The sequence below is a fragment of the Polaromonas sp. OV174 genome, assembly GCF_900112285.1.
Taxonomy (GTDB): Bacteria; Pseudomonadota; Gammaproteobacteria; order Burkholderiales; family Burkholderiaceae_C; genus Polaromonas.
Map to the genome: position 1 here is coordinate 1 of NZ_FOKZ01000015.1, position 12072 is coordinate 12072.

Genomic DNA, 12072 nt, shown 5'->3' on the forward strand with positions numbered 1-12072 from the left:
GGGATGCGTGGTGCGCAGATCGATCACGGCTTTCTCTACTTCTGGCGAGGTGCGTGTAGGACTTTCTTTGGGTCTTCGGGAGCGGGGCATATAAGCCGCAGATCCCTCCTGCGCGTGGCGTGCCAACAGCGCGTAGCCGGTCTTCGGGCTGATGCCAAAGCGTCGGCACAACTCGCGCCGGTTGCATCCCTCTTGCAGCGCCAGTGCTACGAAGTCGCGTTTGATGTCCATGAGGTCTTTCGGTTGCCAGGCCATAGGCTTCTCCTTGCGCTACTCGCGCTGAAGAAGTGTTTCCTATGTCCCCGCACACCCGTTTCCCATGTCCCCGGTCCATACACTTCGCCAAAAGAAAGTCACCAAAGAAAAGGCGACCCGGCTGTCTGGGTCCCTGCGCTTCGCTACGGGCAACCTGTGATGACCGACAAAAACGGGGGGCCGCGCAAACTCGCCTGCGGCTCAGACAGCGCGCGGCCCTGATCCCGCTTTTGCCGGTCATCACAGGCCCAGCCAGAACGGGACTTGCGGGAGCGGGAACGGATTCGGATGCAGGAACCGGCACTTGTGCATTAAAAGTGCTGTTTGCGTATGCGGAATATGCGCTGAAAGCTATGAAATTTATAGCGTTGCTGACGATGGGCTGTTCGGCTGTTCGGCTTTCATTCCCCGATGGGCCCGTTCTGTTTGGGCCTGTGCTGCCCCGAAAAAGCGGGATCAGGGCGGCGCGCTGTTTGAGCGTAACGTAGTGAAGCGAGTTTGCGCCGACCCCCGTTTTTTCGGGGCAGCGCAGGTTGCCCGAAGCGAAGCGTAGGGACCCAAACAGCCGGGTCGCCTTTCTTTTGCTTACTTTTCTTTGGCGAAGCAAAGAAAAGTGAGTAGCCGCCGGGCTACCCCCGGCCAGCAGCAGCAAGCAGCGAAAACCGCTACCAATTGAATAGCGAGACCCGTAAGCAGGACAAGCGCAACCACGATTAATGGTATAAAAATCAGGCAGCAGAAACATCCACCCGCTCCTTCCGCCCAAACCTTCGCCCCAGCCTATCAAACGCCAGATAAATCACCGGCGTGGTGAACAGCGTCAGCATCTGGCTGACGATCAGACCGCCAAAGATCGCCATGCCCAGCGGCCGGCGCAGCTCGGCGCCTTCGCCAAAGCCCAGCATCAGCGGCACGGCGGCAAAGAGGGCGGCCAGCGTGGTCATCAGGATGGGCCTAAAGCGCAGCAGCGCCGCCTGGTGAATCGCGTCCTGTGGCGACTTGCCTTCGTGGCGCTCGGCGTCGATCGCGAAGTCGATCATCATGATGGCGTTCTTCTTCACGATGCCGATCAGCAAGATGATGCCTATGATGCCGATCACCCCCAGGTCCGAGCCGCTGATCATCAGCGCCAGCAGCGCGCCCACGCCGGCCGAGGGCAGGGTGGAGAGAATCGTCAGCGGGTGGATGTAGCTTTCATACAGCACGCCGAGCACGATGTAGACGCAGATCACGGCCGCCAGAATCAGCCAGAGCTGGCTCACCAGCGAGGCCTGGTAGGCCCCGGCCGCGCCCAGAAAGGTCAGGGTCACGCTGGCCGGCAGGCCTATGTCCTTGGCCGCCTGTTTGATCTCGTCCACCGCCTTGCCCAGCGAGACGCCGGGCGCCGTGTCAAAGCCCAGGGTGGTGGCCGGGTACTGGGCCACGCGGGTGATTTGCAGGGGCGAGGGCTGCTCGGTGATGGTGGCGATGCTGGACAGCGGGGTGGTGCCGCCGGAGCCGGTTTTCAGCGGCAGATTGCCCAGCGCGGCCGGGGTGTTGAGCTGGTCGGGCATGGCCTCCAGAATCACGCGGTACTGGTTGGTCTCGGTGAAGATCGTCGAGACGATGCGCTGGCCAAAGGCGCTGTAGAGCGCGTCGTCAATCGACGAGCTGGTGATGGAGAGCCTTGAGGCGGTGTCGCGGTCTATCGTGATGTAGGCCGAAGCCCCTTTGGCGTCGGCATCGGAGGCCACATTGCTCAGGCTGGGCCGCTGCCGCATTTGCTGCGCCAGCTTGTCGGCCCACTGCACCACCACGGCATTGTTCGAGCCTTCCAGCGAGACGCGGAACTGGGTCGGCCCGGTTTCGGCGTCAATCGTCAAATCCTGCGTCGGCTGCAGGTAGAGCGTGACCCCGGCGACCTCGCTGGCGCGCTGCTTGAGCCGGTCCATGGTTTGCTGCTGGCTGGTGGTGCGCGTGCGTTTGAGGTTGATCAGCATGCGGCCGGTGTGCAGCATGGTGTTGTTGGCCGCATCGACACCGATGAAGGAGCTCAAGGACTCGACATCGGGATCTTCCAAAATGGCCTTGGCCGCCGCCTGCTGCAGCTCGGCCATGCGGGCATAAGACACCGACTGGGTGGTTTCAACCCGGGCCTGCAGCTGGCCGGTGTCCTGCGTCGGGAACAAGCCCTTGGGAATCAGCACATACAGCAGCACCGTCAGCAGCAAGGTGGCCAGCGCCACCAGCAAGGTGGTGCCCTGGTGCTTGAGCACCCAGCTCAGCCAGCGGTCATAGTGCGCGATCACGCTGTCCAGATAGCGCTGCAGCCTGGCGCCGGTTTTGCTGCCCTGGCCTTCGGGAATGTGCTTGAGCCAGCGTGCCGACATCATGGGCACCAGGGTCAGCGATACCACCGCCGAGATCAAGATGGTGATGGCCAGCGTCACGGCGAATTCGCGGAACAGCCGGCCCACCACGTCGCCCATGAAGAGCAGGGGAATCAGCACGGCAATCAGCGAGACCGTCAGCGAGATGATGGTGAAGCCGATCTGCGTCGCGCCCTTGATGGCGGCGGCCATGGGCTCCTCGCCCTGTTCGATGTAGCGCGAGATGTTTTCTATCATCACGATGGCGTCGTCGACCACGAAACCGGTGGCAATCGTCAGCGCCATCAGGCTGAGGTTGTTCAGGCTGTAGCCCAGCAGATACATGGCGCCGCAGGTGCCTATCAGGGAAATCGGCACCGCCAGGCTGGCGATCACGGTGGCGCGCAGGCTGTGCAAAAAGACAAAGATCACCAGCACCACCAGCAGCACGGCCAGCAGCAGTTCGATCTCCACATGCAGCACCGAGGCGCGTATGCCGGTGGTGCGGTCGCTCAGCACGTCGACCTTGAGTGCCGTGGGCAGGCCGGCCTGCAGCTCGGGCAGGCGCGCCTTGATGGCGTCCACCGTGGCAATCACATTGGCGCCGGGCTGGCGCTGCACATTGAGGATGATGGCCGGCTTCAGGCCGGACCAGGCGCCCAGCTTGATGTTCTCGGCGCTGTCAACGACGTTGGCCACATCGGCCACGCGCACCGCCGCACCGTTGCGGTAGGCAATGACCAGGTTTTTGTACTCGCTGGCTGCCAGCAACTGGTCGTTGGAATTGATGGCATAGGCCCGTGTCGGGCCATCTATGCTGCCCTTGGCGCCATTGGCGTTGGCGGCGGAAATGGCGCTGCGCAGCGCGTCCAGGCCCAGGCCGTAGGTGGCCAGTGCCCGGGTGTCGGCCTGAATGCGAACGGCCGGCCGCTGGCCGCCGCTCAGCGACACCAGCCCGACGCCATCGACCTGGCTGATCTTCAGCGCCAGCCGGGTGTCGACGATGTTTTGCACCTCGGTCAGCGGCAAGGTGTCCGAGGTGATGGCCAGCGTCAACACCGGGGCGTCGGCCGGATTCACCTTGGCGTAGACGGGTGGCGCCGGCAGGTCGGCCGGCAGCAGCGAGCCGCCCGCATTGATGGCCGCCTGCACCTCCTGCTCGGCCACATCGAGCGTCAGCCCCAGGCCAAACTGCAGCGTGACGATGGATACGCCGGCTGCGCTGGTCGAGCTCATGCGGCTCAAGCCGGACATCTGGCCGAACTGGCGCTCCAGCGGCGCCGTCACGGTTTGCGCCATGACCTCGGGGCTGGCGCCGGGGTAGAGCGTCTGCACCTGAATGGTCGGGTAGTCGACCTGCGGCAAGGCCGACAGCGGCAAAAACTTGAAGCCGACCATGCCCGCTAGCACGATCGCCACCATCAGCAGCGAGGTGGCGACCGGCCGCATGATGAAGGGGCGTGAGGGACTCATGGTTTGGCCCCCTGGGGGGCGCGCCGGCTTGCCGCAGCAGGACTGACTTTAAGAACGTGTTTACGATCTCTACGGGGCCGCGTTGGGGTGCAATCGGGATGAGTGGGCCGCCCGGCACCGCCGCATGGGCTGGTGCCCATGCAAGGGGTTGGGCAGCTCAATCGCCCGATTTCACCCCAACCCGCAGGGCAAGTGCCTTTTCGGGCGGTCTGCGGCGTTGCAATGCTTGCCCATAGCCGGGCTATGGGCGGCGCACCGCGCCTTGCATCCCATCCCGAAAAGTCACTTGCGCGACCCCGTAGAGATCGTAAACACGTTCTAAGCGGCTTCATGAGGCTTGGGCTTGCGAGGCCCTGCGCTGTGGTGGTTGGGCGGCGTCGCTGCCGGAAGCCGGCTGGGATGCGGCGGCGGCCGGTTTGCCGCCCGGGCGCTGGCGTTTGCCGCCGGCACCAGCACCGGCACCCGGGCCGGTGGGGGAGTCGCCCGGCAGCACCACGCGGGCGCCGTCCTTGAGCCGGTCGGCGCCTTCCGTGATGACTTGCTCGCCGGCCTGCAAGCCGGTGGCGATGACGATTTTTTCGCCGCTGGCCTGGCCGCGCGTGACCGGCCGCAGGCTGACGGTGTGCTCGGCCACATTCACCACATAAACATAGTCGCCGTTGCTGCCATGGCGCAAGGCCGTGACCGGCACCACCACGGCGTTTTCAATGCTTTTGACCAGCAACTGCACGTTGACAAACTGGCTGGGGAACAAGGCCTGCTGGCTGTTGGCAAAGCGCGCCTTGGCCTTGACCGTGCCGGTGGTGGTGTCTACCTGGTTGTCCAGCGAGGCAAAGACGCCGGTGTCCAGCGTGGTCGAGCGGGTCCGGTCCAGGGCGCTGACCTTCATCACCGTGCCGCTGCCGGTAATTCTCTGCAGCTCGCCGGCCTGGTCTTGCGGCACGGCAAACACCACATCAATGGGCGCGATCTGCGTGATCAGCGCGATGCCGTTGGCGTCGCTGCTGCTCACCACATTGCCCACGTCCACGTTGCGCAGGCCGACGCGGCCGCTGACAGGGGCAATCACCTTGGTGTAGCCCAGGTTCAGTTTGGCCGCGCCTTCGTTGGCCTTGTCGATGACGACGGTGCCTTCGAGTTGCTTGACCAGCGCCGCCTGGGTATCTACGTCCTGGCGCGCAATCGAGTCCTGCGCCAGCAGGGTCTGGTAGCGCTGCAGGGTGACGCGGGCACTGCTCAGTTGTGCTTCGTCGCGCTGACGCTGGCCGCTGGCCTGCAGCAGTGCCATTTCAAACTGGCGCGGGTCTATGGTGGCCAGCAGGTCGCCGGCGCGCACCATCTGACCTTCCTTGAAGAGGACTTTGTCCATGGTGCCCGACACCTGTGGCCGCACCTTCACGCTGGCCTGCGGGGTGACCGTGCCCAGGGCTTCCAGCACCACCGGAATGGTGGCCTGCTGGGCCGTCGCCACGCCAACGGTGGTGGCCGGCAGACGCCGGCCGCCCGGACCTGCCGCCGTGCTGGCCGCATCGGCAGTGGGGTGGGTCAGGCGCCAGGCCAGCCAGCCGGTGCCGGCCAGCGCCAATAGCGCGACCAGGCCGCCGACCACGGTAGCGCGGCGGCTTATACGTTTGCGGGGGGCGGCGTCGGGGCCGGCGTGCGGCGTGTCGGCTTTCGGGTCCATCAGCAGTCCTGGTTGCCTGCCGCGACCACGGGGGTAACGCGGCGTTTTTCTTGTTGGATGGCTTGAGTCTTGCGCATGGCGCCATAGGCACTCAAGCAGCGCTCAATAATTATCACTGCAAGGTCTGGGTGGCAGGTATAGGGTAGGGATGCGACGCGTAAATGTCCGGTAAAGCCAATGCGCCCGCCCGCCGCGCTTGCCGACGCAGCGAAGCAAGCTGCTTGAGAAGTAGTTGCTATATTTTTGATAGCTAATTGCGCTTGTCCTGATTGGTCTGTGGCATCAAAAGGCTTGAATTTCAGGCGTTAAAATTTCAACTCTGTTTTATAGAAAGCCCTGCGTGACCGATTCCACTTCCTCCTCGCTGCACATCTGCCGGGCCGACTACGCCCAGCCCGCGCATGCCCGTGCCCTGGTTCAGCTGCTAGACGCCTACGCGCAAGACCCCAGCGGTGGCGGCGAGCCGCTCAGCGAGTTTGCCAAAGCCAATCTGGTCGCTGAGCTGGCGAAGCGGCCCCAGGCCTTTAGCGTGCTGGCCTTTGATGGCGATCTGCCGGTGGGCCTGATCAATTGCATCGAGGGCTTTTCCACCTTTGCCTGCAAGCCCTTGATCAATATTCATGATGTGGCGGTGCTGGTCAGCCACCGCGGCCAGCGCGTTGGCGAAAAAATGCTGGCGCTGGTAGACCAGATCGCCCGCGAGCGTGGCGCCTGCAAGCTGACGCTGGAAGTGCTGCAGGGCAATGCCAGCGCCATTCGGCTCTACGAGCGCGTGGGCTTTGCCGGCTACCAGCTGGATCCGGCCATGGGGTCGGCGCAGTTTTTCCAAAAGTGGCTGGCCTGAGTGCGCTCTCTGCCCGCCGTTTGCGGCTTGCTTTTTAGCGGTTTGGGCGGGCGCCGATGAAAACCTTTTTTCTCTTCGTGGCCACGGCTCTGGCTGAAATTGTGGGCTGCTATTTGCCTTATCTCTGGCTGGTCAAACGCGCTTCCATCTGGCTGCTGCTGCCCGCGGCGCTCAGCCTGGCCTTGTTTGCCTGGCTGCTGACGCTGCACGACACAGCGGCCGGCCGGGTCTATGCCGCTTATGGCGGGGTTTACATCAGCGTGGCGCTGGCCTGGTTGTGGGCGGTGGACGGGGTGCGGCCGACCGCCTGGGATGCGGCGGGCGTGGCCTTGAGTCTGGCCGGCATGGCGCTGATCATTTACCAGCCGAAGTAAACGCCTGGCAGCGCTCACAGGTCAGCTAGCGGCCAAAATGGCACTGAGACTTCAGTAGCTCACCACAGCATCAGCAGCGAGGCCGAAGCAAGCATCGCCACAATGGCTGGCGTTTTTATCCATTTCTAAGAAGGAGTCACCCGCATGTCCAACATCACGATTTATCACAACCCCCGCTGCGGCTTCTCGCGCAACACCTTGGGGCTGATACGCAATACCGGCGCCGAGCCCGAGGTGATTGAATACCTGCTCACGCCGCCCAGCCGGGAAACGCTGCAGGCGCTGATTGCCCAGATGGCGATGCCGGTGCGCGAGATGATGCGGCGCAAGGAAGCGCTTTATGAGGAGCTTCAGCTGGACAACCCGGCGCTCAGCGACGACGCGCTGATCGATGCCATGCTGGCCCATCCCATACTAATCAACCGGCCCATCGTGGTGACCCCGCTGGGCACGCGCCTGTGCCGCCCGGCCGAAGGGGTGCTGGATATCCTGCCCTTGCCGCAGCGCGGCGCCTTCGCCAAGGAAGATGGCGAAATAGTCATCAACGAGCGGGGTGAGCGTGTGGTTGGCCGCTGATAGCCTGATTACAGAACTTCTGAACATCAATCCGGCGTTGTTGACGCGCCTGGCAGCGCAGTGCTGAAAAACAGGGGAGTGAAGCCATGCTTTTTACCTTCATCCGGTCAGGCTCAGGCGCAAAGCCAGCGCTGCCAGCGTCACGAACAGCACCGGGACGGTCAGCACCACACCGACCTTGAAGTAGTAGCCCCAGGTGATGTTCATGCCCTTGCGCGCCAGCACATGCAGCCACAGCAGCGTGGCCAATGAGCCGATGGGGGTGATCTTGGGGCCCAGGTCGCTGCCGATCACGTTGGCATAAATCATGGCCTCCTTGACCGCTCCCGTTGCGTTGCTGGCCTCAATGGAAAGCGCGCCCACCAGCACCGTCGGCATGTTGTTCATCACCGAAGACATCAGCGCGGTGAGAAACCCCGTGCCGAAAGCAGCGCCCCATATGCCGCCTTGGGCGAAGTACTCCAGCAATCGGGCGATGTAGCCGGTGAGCCCCTGATTGCGCAGCCCATAAACCACGAGGTACATGCCCAGCGAGAAAATGACAATTTGCCAGGGCGCTTCCCGCAACACCTTGCGCGTGCTGATGATGTGTCCGCGCGCCGCCACGGCGAGCAGCAGCAACGCACCTGCGGCCGCAGTGGCGCTGACAGGCACGCCCAGAGGCTCCAGGCCGAAGAAGCCGGCCAGCAACAGCGTCAGCACCACCCAGCCCATGCGGAAAGTGGCCGCATCGCGAATCGCATGCGTGGCTGGTTTGAGCTGGCTGGCGTCATAGCGCGCCGGAATGCTCTTGCGAAAGTAAATGAGCAGCATGGCCAGCGCGGAGATGATGGCGACGACGGTCACCGGGATCATGACCACGGCATAGTCCTTGAAACCGAGCTTGAAAAAATCGGCCGACACGATGTTGACCAGGTTGGAGACGACCAGCGGCAGGCTGGCCGCGTCGGCAATGAAGCCCGCCGCCATCACAAACGCCAGTGTTGCGGCCGGGCTGAACCCCAGCGCCAGCAGCATGGCCATCACGATGGGTGTGAGGATCAGCGCCGCGCCGTCGTTGGCGAACAGGGCGGCGACAGCCGCGCCCAGCAGCACGATCAGCGCGAACAAGGCCTTGCCGTTGCCACGGCCCCAGCGCGCGACATGCAATGCTGCCCATTCGAAAAAACCGGCCTCGTCCAGCAGCAGGCTGATGATGATGACGGCAATGAAGGTGGCCGTTGCGTTCCAGACAATCTGCCAGACGGTGAGAATATCGCCGAGCTGGACGACGCCGCAGAGCAGGGCGAGCACGGCGCCCAACATCGCGCTCCAGCCTATGCCCAGCCCGCGTGGCTGCCAGATCACAAGAACGATGGTGAAGAGAAAAATCAGCAGGGCAACAAACACGTGGGTTCTTCTTTTTCTAGGTGGTGAGTCGTCAGGAGGCCGGTAGCCAGCGCCAGTCCGGCTCCGGTCGGGCTTATGAACGGGCCAGATCGCGCGCGGCTTGTTGCGCCGTCGCCCGCTCCAGCTGTTCTCGTGGCGGGTCGATCAACAGGTGGTGCAGCCGGCGTCGCCGGCCACTTCGCAGGCGCCGCCCTGACAGCAATGCTCGGTCAGGTAGCCCAGCAGGGCGTTCATCTGGTCAAAATTGGCGCGGTAAATCAGGTTGCGGCCGCGTGGCTCGCTGCTGACCAGGCCTGAATAGGTCAGCTCTTTCAGGTGAAATGACAGCGCACTGGGGGCCACGACCAGTTGTTCGGCAATCGCGCCCGGCGTCAGTCCATCGGGTCCGGCGACCACCAAGGCGCGGAAGGTGCGCAGGCGCTGAGCCTGCGCCAGCGCGGCGAGGGCTTTGAGGGCCAAATTTTCATCCAGAGATTTAATTTCCATAGTTCAAATATAATTGAACTATCGAATCAATGCAATTCCAACAAGGAAGAACCGATGTCTGACATCACGATTTATCACAACCCGCGCTGCGGCACCTCGCGCAACACCTTGGCGCTGATCCGCAATACCGGTGCCGAGCCCGAGGTGATTGAATACCTGCTCGCGCCGCCCAGCCGGGAAACCCTGCAGGCGCTGATTGCCCAGATGGCGCTGCCGGTGCGCGAGATGATGCGGCGCAAGGAAAAGCTTTATGAGGAGCTCCAGCTGGACAACCCGGCGCTCAGCGACGACGCGCTGATCGATGCCATGCTGGCCCATCCCATTCTGATCAACCGGCCCATCGTGGTGACCCCGCTGGGCACGCGCCTGTGCCGCCCCTCGGAAGCGGTGCTCGATATCCTGCCTTCGCCGCAGCGCGCCGCCTTTGCCAAGGAAGATGGCGAAATGGTGATCAACGAGCGGGGTGAGCGTGTTGCTGGTCGCTGATCGTCTGGCTGCAGAGCTTCCCAACATCGATCCGGCGCTATTTGCCGCGCCGACCAGCGCAGCGCTGAAGAGCGCCACGCCCAGCACGCACGCGCCGCGCATCCTGCTGCTCTATGGCTCGGTGCGCGAGCGCTCCTATAGCCGGCTGGTCAGCGAGGAGGCCGCACGCTTGCTGCGCGCCATGGGTGCCGAGACCCGGACCTTTGACCCCAGCGGCCTGCCTTTGCCCGATGACGCGCCGGATTCGCATCCTAAAGTGCAGCAGCTGCGGCAACTGGCGCAATGGGCCGAAGGCATGGTCTGGACCTCACCCGAACGTCACGGCGCCATGACCGGCATCATGAAAGCGCAAATCGACTGGATTCCGCTGGCCGATGGCGCCGTGCGCCCGACCCAGGGCAAAACGCTGGCCGTGATGCAGGTCTCGGGCGGCTCGCAGTCTTTTAATGCCGTCAACCAGATGCGGGTGCTGGGCCGCTGGATGCGCATGCTGACGATTCCCAACCAGTCGTCGGTGGCCAAGGCTTTTCAGGAGTTTGACGAGGCCGGCCGCATGCATCCCTCGGCCTATTACGACCGGGTGGTCGACGTGATGGAAGAGCTGCTGAAGTTCACCTTGCTGACGCGTGACGTTTCGCCCCAGCTGGTGAACCGCTACAGCGAGCGCAAGGAGAGTGCCGAGGCGCTGTCCAAACGCGTGAATCAGCGCGCACTGTAGCGCTATCCCGAATTTTTAAGCCTTTTAGGCCTCTAGCGCAATAGAGGCGGGCGCAGGAGGCTTCTATTTTGATAGCAATTCTGTGGCCCGTCGGACCCGCCTGGCGGCTGTCACACAACTGCCATTGAACTGACACGAGGCCGTCACCACAGGCTTTCAGAATTCCTCCCATGAGCTACACCATGGAGCATGCAATGGGAATGAATTTGAACTCAGCAACCGAGCGACACCAGCCTGGCGCAGGCCTGGGTCATGCCGCCAGCGCCGTCATGCAAGATCTTGAGCGGCAGCGCCTGCGCATACTGCGCTGCACGGCGCAGGCCATGGCCAGCAGCCCGGGCGGCCTGCGCTTCAAGGCTGGCACCCGACCCTGGCTGGTCGGGCTGGGCGCTGCTTTGCCGGTGTCTGGCCGGGGCGCAAGCGCCGCCTTGGCGGTCAGCGCCGATTGAGAAACAACACTTTTTGAGCCCCTGCAACGGGGCTTTTTTACGACCCCATACGACCCCATTGCGGCGCGTGCTTCGGCGTGGCGCCGCGTGTCGAGACCCGCACACAACAAGGACTTGCCATGAAAGAATTGCCCAACCCCACCTTCGCCCTGTCGCCGGTCGCGATGCCACGGGGGTCACTTCATCAAAGCTCTCATGCAGTCGGTTCAGCTTCTGCCACCCATGCCGTGGGGGCTGCCGTGGGGAAAATCTCGGTCGGCTGGGCCAGGCACCAGGACGAGGTCAGGCAGGCGCAGCGCCTGAGGTACCAGGTGTTTGCGCTGGAAATGGGGGCCAGGCTACCGAAAACCCTGGCCGGCCATGACATCGACCTGTTTGATGATTTTTGCGAGCACTTGCTGGTGCGCGACCTGGCCAGCCAGGAGGTGATTGGCACTTATCGCGTGCTCACGCCAACCCAGGCCAGGCGCGTCGGCAGCACCTATAGCGACACCGAATTTGATCTGACCCGGCTGCGCAGCTTGCGCGAGCGCATGGTCGAGCTGGGCCGCAGCTGCGTGCATGCCGAGCACCGGCACGGCGGCGTGATTCTGGCCTTGTGGGGGGCGCTGGCCGAGTTCATGACGCGCAACCAGCTCGACACCATGATTGGCTGCGCCAGCATTCCCATGCAGCACCAAGGCGTGTCTGGCGGCCACGCGGCGGCCAGCATCTGGCGCCAGCTGCGGCAAACCCATCTGGCGCCCATCGAGTACCGCGTCACGCCGCGCCTGGCCTTGCCGGTGGAGCAGCTCGACGATTCGCTGGCGGTGGAAGCGCCAGCGCTGATCAAGGGCTATTTGCGCCTGGGCGCCAAGGTGCTCGGTGCGCCGGCCTGGGATCCGGATTTCAACTCGGCCGATCTGCCCATGATGATGCGCATCCGGGATTTGCCGCCGCGCTATCTGAAACATTTCTCCGCCAACCCGGCACAGACCTGATCAGGGGCAT

12 protein-coding genes are annotated in these 12072 nt (G+C 63.5%); 7 read left to right on the top strand and 5 right to left on the bottom strand.

Translation table 11 applies throughout. The features are described from left to right. From BM160_RS13975 to BM160_RS13985, 3 genes are all read right to left on the bottom strand, one after another. The coding region (locus tag BM160_RS13975) for a helix-turn-helix domain-containing protein (protein WP_143093264.1) at positions 1-255 on the bottom strand (255 nt) is incomplete at its 3' end. Positions 256-983: 728 nt separating this feature from the next. Continuing rightward, positions 984-4076, bottom strand: a complete 3093-nt coding sequence (locus BM160_RS13980) for an efflux RND transporter permease subunit (RefSeq protein WP_092006592.1) — start codon at positions 4074-4076, stop codon at positions 984-986. 328 nt (positions 4077-4404) lie between these two features. Further along, positions 4405-5760 (bottom strand): efflux RND transporter periplasmic adaptor subunit, encoded by a 1356-nt coding sequence (locus BM160_RS13985; protein WP_092006595.1) that lies wholly within the window; start codon positions 5758-5760, stop codon positions 4405-4407. 340 nt (positions 5761-6100) lie between these two features. Here BM160_RS13985 and BM160_RS13990 point away from each other — a divergent pair, with 340 nt between their 5' ends. The 3 genes from BM160_RS13990 (at position 6101) to arsC (BM160_RS14000) (ending at position 7554) form a co-directional block, all read left to right on the top strand. Then, positions 6101-6604: a GNAT family N-acetyltransferase gene (locus tag BM160_RS13990; protein WP_092006598.1), complete on the top strand. Its 504-nt coding sequence runs from the start codon at positions 6101-6103 to the stop codon at positions 6602-6604. A 56-nt stretch (positions 6605-6660) separates the two neighbouring features. Then, positions 6661-6978, top strand: coding sequence for a YnfA family protein (locus BM160_RS13995; RefSeq protein WP_092006601.1), 318 nt, complete (start codon positions 6661-6663; stop codon positions 6976-6978). 144 nt (positions 6979-7122) lie between these two features. Next, a complete protein-coding gene (gene arsC, locus BM160_RS14000) occupies positions 7123-7554 on the top strand; it encodes an arsenate reductase (glutaredoxin) (protein WP_092006604.1) in 432 nt (143 codons plus the stop codon). A gap of 99 nt (positions 7555-7653) precedes the next feature. Here the strand turns inward: arsC (BM160_RS14000) and BM160_RS14005 are convergent, their stop codons facing one another. Together BM160_RS14005 and BM160_RS14010 are read right to left on the bottom strand one after the other, a co-directional pair. Next, a complete protein-coding gene (locus tag BM160_RS14005; RefSeq protein ID WP_092006606.1) occupies positions 7654-8943 on the bottom strand; it encodes an arsenic transporter in 1290 nt (429 codons plus the stop codon). Positions 8944-9087: 144 nt separating this feature from the next. Next, the gene (locus tag BM160_RS14010) at positions 9088-9429 is read right to left on the bottom strand and encodes an ArsR/SmtB family transcription factor (RefSeq protein ID WP_177219028.1); all 342 of its coding nucleotides are present in this window, start codon (positions 9427-9429) and stop codon (positions 9088-9090) included. A gap of 54 nt (positions 9430-9483) precedes the next feature. Here BM160_RS14010 and arsC (BM160_RS14015) point away from each other — a divergent pair, with 54 nt between their 5' ends. The 4 genes from arsC (BM160_RS14015) to BM160_RS14030 all read left to right on the top strand — a co-directional run bounded on the left by arsC (BM160_RS14015) (position 9484) and on the right by BM160_RS14030 (position 12062). Next, a complete protein-coding gene (gene arsC, locus BM160_RS14015; protein ID WP_092006608.1) occupies positions 9484-9915 on the top strand; it encodes an arsenate reductase (glutaredoxin) in 432 nt (143 codons plus the stop codon). Beyond that, positions 9893-10633, top strand: a complete 741-nt coding sequence (arsH, locus tag BM160_RS14020) for an arsenical resistance protein ArsH (protein ID WP_255368895.1) — start codon at positions 9893-9895, stop codon at positions 10631-10633. Before arsC (BM160_RS14015) ends, arsH begins: the two co-directional genes overlap by 23 nt. 200 nt (positions 10634-10833) lie before the next feature. After that, positions 10834-11082 carry a hypothetical protein gene (locus BM160_RS14025; RefSeq protein ID WP_177219029.1) on the top strand — a complete coding sequence of 83 codons (249 nt, stop codon included), beginning with the start codon at positions 10834-10836 and terminating at the stop codon, positions 11080-11082. A 119-nt stretch (positions 11083-11201) separates the two neighbouring features. Then, positions 11202-12062 (top strand): GNAT family N-acetyltransferase, encoded by an 861-nt coding sequence (locus tag BM160_RS14030; RefSeq protein ID WP_092006614.1) that lies wholly within the window; start codon positions 11202-11204, stop codon positions 12060-12062. Positions 12063-12072: the final 10 nt, after the last annotated feature.